The sequence below is a fragment of the Ruegeria sp. AN6 genome, assembly GCF_056540425.1.
In genome coordinates this window covers 75,062-89,241 of sequence record NZ_JBQFWR010000007.1, presented here as the reverse complement: position 1 = coordinate 89,241, position 14,180 = coordinate 75,062, and the positions used below count along the sequence as shown (strand labels likewise).

Annotated in this window: 12 protein-coding genes; 7 read left to right on the top strand and 5 right to left on the bottom strand. The window is 55.3% G+C overall.

Annotation, left to right across the window (positions count from 1 at the left end; all coding sequences use genetic code 11):
- Positions 1–2 precede the first annotated feature (2 nt).
- From ACR0MQ_RS12730 to ACR0MQ_RS12720, 3 genes are all read left to right on the top strand, one after another.
- Positions 3–1,343 (top strand): HlyD family type I secretion periplasmic adaptor subunit, encoded by a 1,341-nt coding sequence (locus ACR0MQ_RS12730; protein WP_010442556.1) that lies wholly within the window; start codon positions 3–5, stop codon positions 1,341–1,343.
- 72 nt (positions 1,344–1,415) lie between these two features.
- A complete protein-coding gene (locus tag ACR0MQ_RS12725; RefSeq protein ID WP_170775237.1) occupies positions 1,416–1,808 on the top strand; it encodes a rhodanese-like domain-containing protein in 393 nt (130 codons plus the stop codon).
- A gap of 85 nt (positions 1,809–1,893) precedes the next feature.
- On the top strand, positions 1,894–2,079 hold the full coding sequence (locus ACR0MQ_RS12720; protein ID WP_170775234.1) for a hypothetical protein: 186 nt from the start codon (positions 1,894–1,896) through the stop codon (positions 2,077–2,079).
- Here ACR0MQ_RS12720 and ACR0MQ_RS12715 read toward each other — a convergent pair whose 3' ends face one another.
- Positions 2,080–2,838 (bottom strand): alpha/beta fold hydrolase, encoded by a 759-nt coding sequence (locus ACR0MQ_RS12715; protein WP_010442553.1) that lies wholly within the window; start codon positions 2,836–2,838, stop codon positions 2,080–2,082.
- 89 nt (positions 2,839–2,927) lie between these two features.
- On the opposite strand from ACR0MQ_RS12715, the gene ACR0MQ_RS12710 reads away from it, so the two are divergent.
- Positions 2,928–3,302, top strand: coding sequence for a hypothetical protein (locus tag ACR0MQ_RS12710; protein ID WP_010442552.1), 375 nt, complete (start codon positions 2,928–2,930; stop codon positions 3,300–3,302).
- Positions 3,303–3,574: 272 nt separating this feature from the next.
- Here the strand turns inward: ACR0MQ_RS12710 and glyA are convergent, their stop codons facing one another.
- On the bottom strand, positions 3,575–4,870 hold the full coding sequence (gene glyA / locus ACR0MQ_RS12705) for a serine hydroxymethyltransferase (RefSeq protein ID WP_170776837.1): 1,296 nt from the start codon (positions 4,868–4,870) through the stop codon (positions 3,575–3,577).
- A 168-nt stretch (positions 4,871–5,038) separates the two neighbouring features.
- Here glyA and ACR0MQ_RS12700 point away from each other — a divergent pair, with 168 nt between their 5' ends.
- Complete coding sequence (locus tag ACR0MQ_RS12700) at positions 5,039–5,800, top strand: NAD kinase (RefSeq protein ID WP_170468759.1); 762 nt, start codon at positions 5,039–5,041, stop codon at positions 5,798–5,800.
- A 281-nt stretch (positions 5,801–6,081) separates the two neighbouring features.
- Here the strand turns inward: ACR0MQ_RS12700 and ACR0MQ_RS12695 are convergent, their stop codons facing one another.
- The 3 genes from ACR0MQ_RS12695 to ACR0MQ_RS12685 all read right to left on the bottom strand — a co-directional run bounded on the left by ACR0MQ_RS12695 (position 6,082) and on the right by ACR0MQ_RS12685 (position 12,147).
- Positions 6,082–7,515 (bottom strand): amidase family protein, encoded by a 1,434-nt coding sequence (locus ACR0MQ_RS12695; protein ID WP_480608573.1) that lies wholly within the window; start codon positions 7,513–7,515, stop codon positions 6,082–6,084.
- Positions 7,516–7,696: 181 nt separating this feature from the next.
- The gene (gene prpE / locus ACR0MQ_RS12690) at positions 7,697–9,586 is read right to left on the bottom strand and encodes a propionate-CoA ligase PrpE (RefSeq protein WP_170770094.1); all 1,890 of its coding nucleotides are present in this window, start codon (positions 9,584–9,586) and stop codon (positions 7,697–7,699) included.
- Between the two features lie 287 nt (positions 9,587–9,873).
- The gene (locus ACR0MQ_RS12685) at positions 9,874–12,147 is read right to left on the bottom strand and encodes an NADP-dependent malic enzyme (protein WP_170770096.1); all 2,274 of its coding nucleotides are present in this window, start codon (positions 12,145–12,147) and stop codon (positions 9,874–9,876) included.
- A gap of 196 nt (positions 12,148–12,343) precedes the next feature.
- Between ACR0MQ_RS12685 and ACR0MQ_RS12680 the strand changes: the two genes are divergently transcribed.
- Positions 12,344–13,048 carry a hypothetical protein gene (locus tag ACR0MQ_RS12680; protein WP_480608570.1) on the top strand — a complete coding sequence of 235 codons (705 nt, stop codon included), beginning with the start codon at positions 12,344–12,346 and terminating at the stop codon, positions 13,046–13,048.
- Entirely contained in the window at positions 13,011–14,114 is a 1,104-nt protein-coding gene (locus ACR0MQ_RS12675; protein ID WP_170770100.1) for a cupin domain-containing protein, read from the top strand. The genes ACR0MQ_RS12680 and ACR0MQ_RS12675 overlap by 38 nt, the downstream gene beginning before the upstream one ends.
- Positions 14,115–14,180 lie beyond the last annotated feature (66 nt).

Genomic DNA, 14,180 nt, shown 5'->3' with positions numbered 1-14,180 from the left:
CGATGAACGAAGTGGCACGCACCGACGAATCCGGGCTTTGGTATGCCGAGGTTCCGCGCTCGATCACCAAGTTCATAGTGATTGGGTTAGCCATGCTGATCATCTGTTTTGGTGGCTTCGGCGTCTGGTCATTCCGCGCACCTCTGGCGGCTGCGGTCATCGCGCAAGGCAGCTTTGTCGCCACCGGTCGTAATAAAATCGTGCAGCACCTGGAAGGTGGGATCATCGAGAACATTCTGGTCGCGGAAGGAGAATCCGTTCAGGCCGGACAGATCATGATGACATTGGACCAGACCTCGGCCGAGGCAAATGAGCGCGAGTTGTTCATCCGCAAGATCCGCCTTCAAGCGATGACTGAGCGGCTTCTGGCCGAGCACAGCGAACAGGAAAACCTGGTGTTTTCGCCAGCGCTGATTGATGCGTCAGACGACGTTGAGGTCATGACGATCCTCGACAATCAGAAACTCAGCTTTGATGTTTCGCGCAAGACTTTACTGAACGACATCGCCCTGCTTCAGCGGAACATGGAGGCATTGAAAATCCGTGCCTCGGGGTTTGAGGCGCAGTTGACCAGTATGGAGCGCCGCTCGGACATATTGAAGGAAGAATATGACACCAAACTTTCACTGTTTGAGAAAGGGCTTGTGCGCAAGGGCGATCTGAACACGATCCGCCGGGTACAGGCCGAGGCCGAGGGTCAATTGGCACGCCTGCGGGCAGAGACTGCCGAGGTCAATCAGATGTTGTTGAAATACGAAGAACAGATTCTGCGGACACGATCAGCCTATCGTGAGGCCGCTCTGGACGAATTGGGCGTTATCGAAGCCGATCTGGAAAGTGTGCGCGAAAAGGCGCGCCAGGCCCGCAGTGTTCTTGACCGTGCTGTGGTGCGGGCGCCGGTCACAGGAACCGTCGTAAGGTTACACCATCACACGCCCGGTGGCGTTATCGAAACAGGCGAACAGATCGCCGAGATCTTACCCGCTGACGCGCCGTTGATTATCGAAGCGCAAATCCCGAGAACCGAGATCGACAGCGTCATAACTGGCCAGACTGCGACGGTACGGCTCGTGGCCCTCAACCAGCGTACGACGCCTGTTCTGGAAGGTGAGGTGTTCTACGTATCGGCCGACTCGCTTGTCGAAGATTCTGCTGGCATGCCGCAAGAGGTGTATCTGGCGCGCATCTCGTTGACCGCCGATGAGATGAGCCGCGTACGAGGGTTTGTTCCCACGCCCGGAATGCCTGCCGAGATCATGATCCAAACCGAAGAGCGCACATTTGCCGCTTATATCGCCAAACCGGTTGTCGACAGTATGTCACGTGCCTTCAGGGAACATTGATTGCCTGAACCTCTACACCTTCAATTTTCTGCATGTTAGCCTTTAGCGGATCAACGAGCAGGAGAGACGAAGATGGCACTGACGGTCAAGGACATGATGCAAGCAGCGAACGCCGCGGTTGAGCGTATTGGTGCCAGCAAGGCGCAGGAATTGCTGGGACAGGGGGCATTACTTTTGGATATTCGCGACGCACCAGAACTGGAACGTACCGGTCGCGCCGTTGGTTCGCACCATATCCCACGCGGAATGTTGGAATTTCGGGCTGATCCAGATTTGCCGTCTCATGATCCTGAATTGCGCAAGGACAGGGTGATCATCCTGCATTGCGCGTCAGGAGGCCGGGCAGCGCTGGCAGGAAAACTGCTTAAGGATATGGGATTTTCTTATGTCTATAATCTGGGTGGGTACTCAGATTGGGTTGAGGGTGGCGGAGAAACCATCGGTCCGATGGATCGCGGAATGTAGCGACGAATTCTGACCCAAATCAATGCCACGAATTTACTAGGGGTGTAATGTCTTGGCCAGAAACCAAACGACAGGACGACTGGCCATGATACGCCTTGCAGCCATGCTATATTCTCTGATCGCTACCGCAATTGCAGGTAGTGCTGTAATCGCCGTTCTGGCCGCCGGGATGGTCAGTTCGGTGGCGATCATTTCCGCGGCCGCCGCAGGTGCTGTTGTTGCCGCACCCGCGTCATGGCTCGTGGCCAAGTGTCTCTATCAAGGTGCATGATCAGGCGTTCAGAAAGGTTCTGACGGCCGCTTCGAATTCACGAGGTTTCTCGGCGTGCAGCCAATGGCCTGCGCCGGGAATTTTGGCAAAGCGTGCAGCGGGAAACATCTGACGGATTTGGTCGCGATATTCGGGCAAGACATAATCCGATGCGGCACCAGAAAGAAAAAGAGTCGGACCATCCCAATTGCCAGACACCTCTGGAAAACCCATAATTTTGGGCATTTCATGAGCCAGAACATCAAGATTCAAACGCCATTTCTTGTTCTCGACATCCAGAGATTGCGTGAAGAAGCTCTGAAGTGCTTTTTCAACTCCCTGATCCGCCAGCTGCGATTCAGCATCAGATCGTCGTTCAACATGTGACATATCAACAGCGCGCATCGCTTCAATGTATTTGATCTGGCTATGTCCGTAGGAAACCGGAGCAATGTCGGCGACCACCAGTTTGCGAACCTTGTTTCCGTGCTTTAGGGCCAGGACCATTGCGGCCTTTCCGCCCATAGAATGCCCGACGACATCTGCGGCACCGCCTATGCTGTCGATCACTTCGGCCAAATCCTGCGCCAATTCGGAGTATCCATGCTGATCATTCCAAAAGCTGTAGGCATGATTGCGCATATCGGCTGCGATCACCTGCCGCTCGTCTGACAAGCGCCGCGCAATCACACCCCAGTTTCGCGCCGAGCCATATAGGCCATGCGCAATCAACAAAGGAGGTTGGTCGGTCGGGTCGCCATGGATGATCGTGTTCAACATGGCTATGTGATACCTGCCACCACATGGAACAACCAGCCCCATTGTCGTCAGCATTGAGCGCGGTTAGATTGCCCCGTCAGGAGACGTGAATGTCGCAGGAATTCGATATACAGAGCCAAATCGCGCAGACCATCTTACTGCTGCGTAAAAAGCTTGGTGTGCGGGACAAAACCCTGACAGCATCGGTTCGCCGCGCGAGACGTAGATTGCCGCGTAAGGTCTATAAGCAGGCACTGGTGCTTGCGCAGGCCGAGAAGATGGCAGTTCATCCAAAGCTACGGCTGTTGCTGGATACACCCAAACTCGAGCAGGCATCGGAGGATGTGCAAAGCCATCTGAATGCTATCAACCTTGCTGACCGGCGCTGGGGGTGGTTTCTAAGCTTTCTGGGGTCGCTTGCTTTGGGCTTGCTGGTTTTGACCGCCGTGTCGATCTTTATCCTTAGGTCGCGCGGCTTGATCTGATTCGCAATTCAGGCGCGATCGCGCAAATGCGAGGCTCATGCAAAGAGCCTCCGGTCGGCCAAAGCCCAGATCAGACGTCACACCTCCGAGAACAATATTTTTGAGGCGGTTGAGGCTTGTATTGCCCGTATCTGTTTATCTGATGTGCGCTCAGCAGATTTTACCAACGACGCTGGATGCATCAGGCGCGACTGATTTCTCACGTGCACGTCAATGTATATAGCAAAGCGGCGCCCGCAGGACGCCGCTTTTATTGATCAAAGTCCTTCGTATTACAGGTTCGGATAGATCGGAAACTTGGCGCAAAGCTCAGCGACTTCGGCTTTGACCTTTGCTTCGACTGCGGCATTGCCTTCTTCGCCATTGGCGGCCAGACCATCGACAACTTCGATGATCCAATCTGCGATTTGACGGAACTCGACTTCTCCAAAACCTCGTGTCGTGCCAGCAGGAGAACCAAGGCGTATGCCGCTGGTGATAGTTGGCTTTTCGGGGTCAAACGGAACGCCGTTCTTGTTGCAGGTGATATGCGCACGACCCAAGGCTTTCTCGGTCGCATTGCCCTTAACGCCTTTGGGGCGCAGGTCGACCAGAACAACATGAGTGTCGGTGCCGTGGGTCACGGTGTCGAGACCGCCCTTGATCAACTGATCTGAAAGGGCCTGAGCGTTCACAATAACCTGCTTGATGTAGTCTTTGAACGAGGGCCGCAGCGCCTCGCCAAACGCTACTGCTTTGCCAGCAATCACATGCATCAGCGGACCACCCTGAATACCGGGGAAGATTGCCGAGTTTACCTTTTTCGCGATCGCTTCGTCGTTGGTCAGGATCATGCCGCCGCGGGGGCCGCGCAGCGTCTTGTGCGTGGTGGTTGTCGCGACGTGCGCGTGCGGGAAGGGCGAGGGGTGCTCACCCGCTGCAATCAGTCCTGCGATATGGGCCATATCCACGTGCAGGTACGCACCAACCATATCGGCGATCTCGCGCATGCGGGCAAAATCGATAATACGCGGAATGGCCGAACCGCCCGCGATGATCAGCTTGGGCTGGTGTTCTTTGGCCAGCGCTTCGATCTGATCATAGTCGATCAGATTGTCTTGCTTGCGCACGCCATAGTGGACTGCATTGAACCATTTGCCCGATTGGTTTGGGGCTGCACCGTGGGTCAGGTGACCACCTGCATCCAGGCTCATACCCAGAATCGTGTCGCCAGGTTTGATCAGCGCCTGAAAGACACCTTGGTTCGCCTGCGACCCCGAATTCGGTTGGACATTGGCGAACTCGCAACCGAACAGCTGCTTGGCCCGGTCGATAGCCAGATTTTCGGCAATGTCGACGAATTGGCATCCGCCATAGTAACGGCGACCTGGATAACCTTCGGCATATTTATTGGTCATCACCGAGCCCTGCGCTTCCATGACAGCGGCAGAGACGATGTTTTCCGATGCGATCAGCTCGATTTCATCGCGCTGGCGGCCCAATTCGGATGTGATCGAGCCAAATAGCTCGGGGTCACGATCGGCAAGGGATTGGGTGAAGAAACCGGTATCACGAAGATTGGCGTTCATAATGGCTCCACAGGGCTGGGGTTTATCTGGCGGATTTCCTATCGGAAACGGTAGAATTCAGAAAGGCTGTAAAGCGACGAATTGGCCCGCTATGGCGTCAAGTCTGGCCTATTGCGGAAAGGTATGTTTGTTTCGGAACCAAATGTGTAGCACTGGAAACCATAAAACATGACCAAGAGAATCGCCTTTCTGGCCAGCGATGCCAAAGTGGCGCAAACTGCCCGAGACTCTCTTGTGGCGTGTTATGGGAATGCGGCACCCAGGGATGCGGATGTGGTTGTCGCGCTGGGTGGGGATGGCTTCATGCTGCAAACGCTGCAGGGTATCCAGCATCTGAATACACCAGTCTACGGCATGAACCGCGGGACCATCGGGTTTCTGATGAACGAATATGCCGAGACCGATCTGATGGCTCGGCTTGCCGAGGCAGAGGAAGAGGTCGTCAACCCATTGGCAATGACCGCGATGGATCAGTCTGGTCAAAAACACGAAGCGCTGGCGATCAACGAGGTGTCGCTGTTGCGTGCAGGACCGCAAGCAGCGCAACTCAGGATCAGTGTGGATGGGCGTGTTCGCATGGCCGAGCTTGTGTGTGATGGCGCATTACTCGCCACGCCTGCGGGTTCAACGGCTTATAACTACTCCGCGCATGGACCTATTGTTCCGATTGGCGCAGACGTGTTGGCGCTGACACCCATCGCGGCATTTCGCCCGCGAAGGTGGCGCGGTGCTTTGCTGCCGAAAATGGCAAAAGTCAGGTTCGATGTGATCGATGCTGACAAGCGCCCTGTTATCGTTGCGGCTGATTCAATATCTTTTCCAGATATCGACTGGGTCGAAATTAGGTCTGAAACGAGCATCCAACACCGGATACTTTTTGATCCGGGCCACGGATTGGAGGAGCGACTGATTTCCGAGCAGTTCACATAAATGTGAGCGAATTGATAAATTTCCTGTCGTTTGTGTGAACCAGTTCACATGCACACCGATAATGGTTTGTTAACTTCAACTTGCCCGGAGAACACGCCAAGGTGGAAGTGAGTGGCCATCTGACGGTGTTTTCGAATGATTGCGCAGTTTTTGCGCTGGCGAGGGTGGGTGGTGCTACGCTCGTCTTCTGAAATCCGGGCATATTTTATTATGCGGACCCCGGGCACAAAACCCCGGGGTCAATTTTTTGTAGCAAGCTGCCACATAGGCACAAGTTGGACCTAATTGCTCATTTGCTCCCATAAAATCGGGGCCATCTGCCCGACGCGCTCTTCGATGGCGGCTGCGGCATCTACGGCCATATCTTCGCGCCAGCGCCGGGCGGCGATCTGAATGTTGATCGGTTGGGGGCCATTCGGCAATTCCGCAAGGCGTGCGGGAACGCTGGCAGCGGGCAACCCCAGAAAGTTCATCGCATAAGAATGTACTGCACAGCCCAGCACCTCATGAACACCCTCCGCGCCTTCGGTGTCTCGATCAGGCTTGAAAAATGGCTGCGGCAGAAATGGCGACAGGACTAACGGATAATCCTGCAGGAACAATGACCATTCGCGCGCATGGTGGCTGCGCTGCGCAAGGGCCTTAATCAGATCGTCTCCGACAATCGGGGGAAACTCTTGGAAATAAACTTCAAAAATGTCGCGGATGGTTTGCGATCCGGCAGCTTCGATATCACCTTTCATCAGGGTCAGCACTTCACCCATCAGCGCGCGGTAGCCCAACCTGCCGCATTCGAACACATCTGGCGGATCAATCTCTTCAACCAGATATCCGGCATCGATTAAAGCATCCCGTGCCGTATCCAGCGCCTTGTCTACTTCTGGATGCAATGCGTAGCCGAACGTGTTTTTTGTGAAGGCGACCTTGATTGGTCCGTCTTGCATATTGCCGCGCCAGGGCAGGTGTACGTGAAAGGGATCCCGAAGGTCTGGTTCAATCAGGCTTGGCATAGACAGGTGTAAATCTGCGGCCGTTCGGGTAATCACCCCCTGAACCGACATCGACTGCGCCAGCATTCCCCGCTCGGCCTTTTGGCTTGGGTTCCACGCGGGCACGCGGCCAAGCCCCGGCTTCACCGTCACCGCACCATTGGCTGCGGCGGGAAAACGCAGGCTACCACCGATATCGTTGCCATGACCCAAAGCGCCTATTCCCGCCATAACGGCCGCGCCGGCGCCGCCAGACGATCCGCCGGGTGAGATATGGTGGCCCCAGGGATTATGCGTGCGCCCATGAAGCGGGTTGTCCGTATCAGCACGGAATGAAAACTCGGGGGTATTGGTCCGCCCGATGACAACCGCACCTGCTTTTTGCAAGTTTGAGACCACAGGAGCATCATCTGGTGCAATGACATCCTTCAGGGCCACCACGCCATTGGTGGTTGCATGATCTTTCTGGTCCACATTCACCTTGATCGTAACCGGAACACCATGCAGCGGACCCGCCAAAGCACCATCACGACGGGCACGGTCAAGAGCGGATGCACGCTCCATCGCCTCCGCACCAAGATCTTCCACAACTGCATTCAACTCGGGGTTCACTTGATGCATACGCGCCAATGCATCCTTGACGACTTCCTCCGCGCTCAGATCGCCCTTTTTTGTCAGAACAGTCAGTTCGGTCGCACTCAGACGCCAGATCTCGCCGTTTGTCATGCTCGTCCTCCTCACCTCAACCTGAGGGGAGGCGGGACCAATGACAAGCCCCAGTAAGACAAAACGGATCCACCCTTCATCTGGCCGAAAACATCCCGGAGCGCGAGGCAGAGCTTCGCATTCGCGCTTTGGCGCAAATCAAGTGCGCCTTTTTGGTGCACTGTTGGATTACATTGCAAAGTTACTGCGCGTAACCGATGGTTTTCAGGGCCGATTTGATCTCGTCCAGAATAACTGGATCATCGATGGTGGCAGGCATCTTGTATTCATTGCCATCCGCAATCGACACCATCGTGCCTCGCAGGATCTTGCCCGATCGCGTCTTGGGTAGGCGATCTACCACCACCGCATTCTTAAACGCAGCGACAGGCCCGATTTTGTCCCGGACCATCTTGACCACATCCGCCACCACATCCTGGTGGTTCCGTTCAGATCCGGCATTGAGGCACAGGAATCCAACCGGCATTTGCCCTTTTAGTTGGTCCGACACGCCAATCACGGCACATTCTGCCACATCGGGGTGCGCAGCCAGCACCTCTTCCATTCCGCCAGTCGACAAACGGTGGCCAGCAACGTTGATGACATCATCGGTGCGCGCCATGATATAAAGATAACCGTCTTCGTCGATCATGCCTGCGTCACCGGTCTCGTAGTAGCCCGGGAAATGCTCCAGATACGACTTCTTGAACCGCGCCTCGGCGTTCCAGAGAGTCGGCAGCGTACCTGGGGGCAATGGCAGCTTGACCGCGATAGCTCCCAGTTCACCTGGTTTCATGGGATGGCCACCTTCGTCCAGAATTTGAACGTCATAGCCTGGCATGGGCTTGGCAGGTGAACCCAATTTGATCGGAAGTTCCTCGATACCAAGTGGATTACCCGCGATTGTCCATCCGGTTTCGGTTTGCCACCAATGATCGATGACCGGGACATTCAACGCATCCTGCGCCCAGATGATGGTGTCCGGGTCGGCCCGCTCACCTGCAAGATATAGCGCCTTCAGGTGGGAGAGGTCGTATTTCGACATCAACTCCCCATTCGGGTCTTCGCGTTTGACGGCGCGAATGGCTGTCGGGGCCGTGAAAAAACTTTTGACCTTATGTTCGGAGATCACGCGCCAGAAGGTGCCAGCGTCTGGCGTGCCAACGGGTTTGCCTTCGAACACAATCGTCGTATTGCCATGGATCAGCGGAGCGTAGCAGATATAGGAATGCCCCACGACCCAGCCCACATCTGACGCTGCCCAGAACACGTCACCTGGATCAACGTTGTAGATGTTCTTCATCGTCCAATTCAGCGCGACCAGATGGCCAGCGGTCGGGCGCACGACACCCTTTGGAGCTCCGGTGGTGCCCGAGGTATACAGGATATACGCCGGATCGTTGCCGTTTACAGGCACACAATCTGCAGGTTCAGTTCCGTATTGGAACCCATGCCAATTGACATCACGCCCTTCGATAAGTTGTGCAACCTCCTGTTCACGTTGGAAGATTACGCAGAACTCGGGCTTGTGGCTGGCAAGATCGATCGCGCCATCCAACAGCGGTTTGTAGTGCACGACACGACCCGGTTCCATCCCGCATGAAGCGGCGATGATCGCCTTGGGTTTCGCATCATCGATACGCACGGCCAACTCGTTGCTGGCAAAGCCGCCGAACACCACCGAGTGCACCGCTCCAAGGCGGGCGCAGGCCAGCATGGCCTCCAACGCTTCGGGGATCATCGGCATATAGATGATGACCCGATCCCCCTTCTCAACGCCTTTCGCGCGGAGCGCACCGGCCAGATTAGCGACCCTGTTGCGCAGCTCGACGTAGGAGATTTCGCGTTTGGTATGTGTGATGGGACTGTCATAGATGATCGCGGTCTGCTCGCCACGACCGTTTTCCACATGCCGGTCGACTGCGTTCCAGCACGTATTTACCTTGGCATCGCTGAACCATTCATAGAGAGGCGCATTGTCGTCGAACAGAGCTTTGCTGGGTTCTTGAACCCAGTCGATCCCTTTTGCCGCATCCATCCAGAATGCTTCGGGGTCGTTCTTCCAGCTCTCGTAGACGTCCTGATATGCCATGATGGCCTCCTCCCAAATTCCTCGCGTTTTGTGTTAGGCGCCGAAGGTGCCTCGGGCAAGCGACGCGGAATGCGGCGCGTCAGTTTATCGCAAAATCTTTGCAGGACCTTTCAGATTGGACTGCAAAGTTTTGCAAATTCTCTGATATTTATGACCTTCAAGTTGATCCATCTAAGGTTTTGCAAATCTGCAAACTCACCGCTGCAAAAGCAACAGTGCCAATAGAATCAACTTGGGCAACTGGTCAGGAGCCCGGTCGTGTATATCCTTTTACCGCCGCGCCCAGTTTACCCGTAATGTGCCACTGGCGTTCCGGCGATGGCCGCCATGTTCAACAGCCCCCGGGCGGTGATTGATGGCGTTACGATATGGGCTTTGTTTCCCATCCCCATCAAGATCGGCCCCACCTCTAGCCCGTCCGCTTTCATCTTGAGGATGTTACGCACCCCACTTGCTGCATCCGCGTGTGCGAAAATTAGGACATTCGCAGCGCCATCCATACGCGAGTTCGGGAAAATACGTGCACGCAATTCAGGATCAAGGGCCAGGTCCAAGTTCATCTCGCCCTCATAGCTGAAATCGCGCGGCTGAGAATCGAGGATCTCAAGGCCCGCCCGAAGGCGCTTGCCCGATCCCTCTGCCTGATTGCCGAACTGCGATTGCGAACAGAATGCAATCTTCGGCTCCAGTCCGAACCGCCGCACGTGACGGGCTGCGCCGATGGTTGTTTCGGCTAGTTCCTCGGGGGTGGGCAGTTGCCGTACATGCGTGTCGGCGATGAATAGGGGGCCGTCTTCCAGAATCATAAGTGACAGCGCGCCGTGCGGGCGTAAATCGCCATCATCCAGAACTTGCTCAACATAATTGAGATGCCAGCGGTACTCGCCGAATGTACCGCAGATCATGCTGTCAGCCTCGCCGCGATGCACCATGATCGCCGCAATTGCAGTATTGTTGGTGCGCATGATGGCTTTTGCGAGGTCCGGAGTGACCCCCCGCCGCTGCATGATCTGGTGATATGAGTTCCAGTAGTCGTAGTAGCGCGGATCGTCCTGCGGGTTCACGATCTGGAAATCCTGCCCAGGCCGAACCGTCAGCCCCAGTCGTTCGCATCGCGCGTCGATTACGTCCGGGCGACCAATCAGGATCGGGGTTTCCGTGGTTTCTTCCAAAATAGCCTGAGCTGCACGCAATACCCGCTCGTCCTCGCCTTCCGCAAAAACGATCCGCCGGGAAGCAACTGCTGCGGCTTCAAATACTGGCCGCATCAGAAGAGCCGATTTGAACACAGTCTGATTCAGCCGTTCTTTATAGGCTTCGAGGTCATCAATGGGCCGTTTTGCGACCCCACTTTTCATGGCTGCTTGCGCAACAGATGACGAAACGACTCCGACGAGGCGCGGGTCGAAAGGTTTGGGAATCAGATAATCCGGCCCAAAGGTCAACTGCTCTCCCTTGTAGGCTGCCGCAGCTTCAGCGCTGGTTGTCGCACGGGCCATGTCGGCAATTCCGTCGACGCAGGCGATTTGCATCTCGTCATTGATTTCAGTCGCACCAACATCTAGGGCACCCCGGAAGATGAACGGGAAACACAAGACATTGTTCACCTGGTTCGGGAAATCGCTGCGGCCGGTTGCAATGATCGCATCTGGCGCAACTTCGCGTGCCGCTTGTGGCAGGATTTCCGGAGTTGGGTTGGCCAATGCAAAGATGATCGGGGTTTTAGCCATCTTTTCAACCATCTTGGGCTTCAACACGTTCGGTCCACTCAGCCCCAGGAACAGATCGGCATCCGGGATCACATCATCCAGAGTGCGCAGATCGGTTTTTTGGGCAAACTGGTCCTTGTGCGGGTTCATATCCTCGGCGCGGCCCTCATAGACCAGACCGTGAATGTCGCACAGCCAGATATTCTCGCGTTTGACCCCAAGCTTCACCAACATGCTGAGGCAGGCGATCCCCGCGGCGCCACCACCGGTTGAGACAACTTTGATATCCTCAAACTTCTTGCCTGCCACATGCAGGGCGTTCTTGGCAGCGGCCCCAACAACGATCGCGGTGCCGTGCTGGTCGTCGTGAAAGACGGGGATATTCATCCGCTCTCGGCACAGTTTTTCAACAATGAAACAATCCGGTGCCTTGATGTCTTCAAGGTTGATCGCGCCAAAAGTCGGTTCCAATGCGCAGACGATATCCGCCAGCTTTTCGGGGTCAGGCTGATCCACCTCGATGTCAAAACAGTCGATGCCAGCGAATTTTTTGAATAGGACCGCCTTGCCTTCCATCACCGGCTTTGACGCCAGAGCACCGATGTCGCCGAGCCCCAAAACCGCAGTGCCGTTCGAAACAACTGCCACCAGATTGCCGCGCGCAGTATATTTTTCGGCATTGGCTGCGTCGCTTTTGATCTCGAGGCTGGCTTCGGCCACACCTGGCGAATAGGCGCGTGCAAGGTCCCGGCCGTTTGCCATCGGCTTCGTGGCCTTGATCTCAAGCTTTCCGGGCTTTGGATGGGCATGATATTCAAGCGCAGCCTGTCGCAGGTTTGGTGTGTCAGACATCGGCAATTCAACTCCGTTCCAATATTCGTTTGATGGTTAAACCATTTCTCAACGCTTGGCTATGTCGCCTCGGATTGCTGTCGAAATAAGGTCTCACGGATACGTTAAGGGGTCGCTGGTTGAGATTTGATGCTTTGCTTCTATGTACAGTCAATTCCCGACAATCTAACGGGCCTCAGAAGCGACGGATCTGATCATGCGCAATAAAAACAAAGCTTGTGCTGATGCGCAAATGACCACCGCTTTTGATAGGCTTGGCACCAAAGGGGGTGCCTTGGTTGGTTCGCTTTCTTTGGCTGTTGTTCTGCTTTGCGTGATCATGATCTGGCCTTTGCAGGCCGCAGCATTCAACCGAGAGGGCGGCTTGATCGAGACAATTTCAGCCACTGCGTTGCTGGCTGCCGGGCTGGTCGCGCTGGTGCGTTTTCCAGGCCTCTCGCGCTTATATATTGCACTTGTCTGCCTACTGTTGGCCGAGCGCGAGCTGGAAGCAGAGGTCTACACCGAAGGCAGCGTACTTTTCGTCGTGCTAGAATGGCTGGATTTACTGCTTGATGCGACCACAGTCCGGATCGCTTTGGGCGTGATTGTCATTGGTGGTTTGCTTTGGCACGGGATACCAAACGGAGTACGGGCACTTAGGATCCGCGCACCATTTCTGACGGTATTTGTCCTAGCCGGAAGTGTTGCGGTACTGGCGCAAATACTCGAAGAAGTCAGTGGATTTTTCTCGGAAAGCCTTTCGGTCACGATGGCTACACGCCTGTTCGTGCTGGAAGAAACGCTGGAAATGTACTTTTCAATTGGCATTTTGGCCGCTGTTCTGATCGGATGGCCAAAAATCAGATCCGAAGAGATACAGAATGACAAGCGATCCGAAAGACTTCCAGACGCGCGCTGAAATCCGCCTGCCGACGCAGGAACTCCGCAACGATATTCCGTTCTACACCAAGGTGCTGGGGATGCGGATGGACATGATCTATCCAGCCGACGATCCAAATACCGCTGTGTTTTCCGGACATGGTTTACGTTTGCGGATCGAGAAAGACGCACCCGAGTCTCCTGGGACCTTGCGCATTTTGACGTCTGACCCCGACAGGTTTGCTGACGGCCAGCGTAGTCTTGTCGCACCAAATGGCACCCGGATCGAAATAGAGGAACTGGATCCACCGCTGGTTATGCCGGAAACGGTTCATTCATTTGTTGTTCGCCGCCTCAAAGATCAGGCGCCTTGGATCATCGGGCGGGCGGGGATGCATTATCGCGATCTTGTGCCTGACAGGTTGGGCGGTTCGATCATCGCCAGTCATATCCGCATTCCCGATGGCGGCCCGGTGCCGGACATGGTGCATTTTCACAAGGTCGGGTTTCAGCTTATCTTCTGCATCCACGGTTGGGTGGATGTGGTTTACGAGGATCAGGGTGAGAAAATGCGCCTGACAGCGGGTGATTGCTTTATTCAACCGCCCGAAATCCGTCACCGAGTGCTTGAGGCATCGGACAACGTGCAGGTGATCGAGATTGGTGTACCGGCTGAACATGTGACCGAGATCGACCACGAGATGGACCTGCCAACACCACACTTCCGACCGGACCGGGAATGGCAGGGCCAACGGTTTGTTTATAATCAGGCCAAAGACGCGGAGTGGATACCTTTCCGTCTGCCCGGATATGTCTGTCGCGACACAACCATTGCCGAAAACACCAAGGGTGTCGCGGGTGTGCAGGTCGTCCGTCGCGGGCAAGGTCAGCCAAAGTGGGCCAGCCACGATACTGATATCCACTTTACCTTTGTGATGGATGGCGAGGTCACACTTGAGGGTGAGGGGCGCGAACCCTATCGGCTGGAACAGGGCGACGCCTTCGTCATTCCACCTGGCATGAGAACTCGTTTGTCTGATCCAACTGACGATGTCGAATTGTTGGAAGTAACGCTGCCCGGCACATTCAACACGACCTTGGGCTAAATGCTTGTGATTATCCGCGCTCGGGGGCTTCAAATTCCCCGGCGCTTTCATTTAGGGTATGACATT

Coding starts and splice junctions, on each gene's coding strand:
- ACR0MQ_RS12700 (WP_170468759.1), top strand. CDS start 5,039: ATGACCAAGAGAATCGCCTTTCTGGCCAGCGATGCCAAAGTGGCGCAA.
- ACR0MQ_RS12695 (WP_480608573.1), bottom strand. CDS start 7,515: ATGACAAACGGCGAGATCTGGCGTCTGAGTGCGACCGAACTGACTGTT.
- ACR0MQ_RS12715 (WP_010442553.1), bottom strand. CDS start 2,838: ATGTTGAACACGATCATCCATGGCGACCCGACCGACCAACCTCCTTTG.
- ACR0MQ_RS12680 (WP_480608570.1), top strand. CDS start 12,344: ATGCGCAATAAAAACAAAGCTTGTGCTGATGCGCAAATGACCACCGCT.
- ACR0MQ_RS12685 (WP_170770096.1), bottom strand. CDS start 12,147: ATGTCTGACACACCAAACCTGCGACAGGCTGCGCTTGAATATCATGCC.
- ACR0MQ_RS12675 (WP_170770100.1), top strand. CDS start 13,011: ATGACAAGCGATCCGAAAGACTTCCAGACGCGCGCTGAAATCCGCCTG.
- ACR0MQ_RS12720 (WP_170775234.1), top strand. CDS start 1,894: ATGATACGCCTTGCAGCCATGCTATATTCTCTGATCGCTACCGCAATT.
- glyA (WP_170776837.1), bottom strand. CDS start 4,870: ATGAACGCCAATCTTCGTGATACCGGTTTCTTCACCCAATCCCTTGCC.
- ACR0MQ_RS12710 (WP_010442552.1), top strand. CDS start 2,928: ATGTCGCAGGAATTCGATATACAGAGCCAAATCGCGCAGACCATCTTA.
- ACR0MQ_RS12730 (WP_010442556.1), top strand. CDS start 3: ATGAACGAAGTGGCACGCACCGACGAATCCGGGCTTTGGTATGCCGAG.
- ACR0MQ_RS12725 (WP_170775237.1), top strand. CDS start 1,416: ATGGCACTGACGGTCAAGGACATGATGCAAGCAGCGAACGCCGCGGTT.
- prpE (WP_170770094.1), bottom strand. CDS start 9,586: ATGGCATATCAGGACGTCTACGAGAGCTGGAAGAACGACCCCGAAGCA.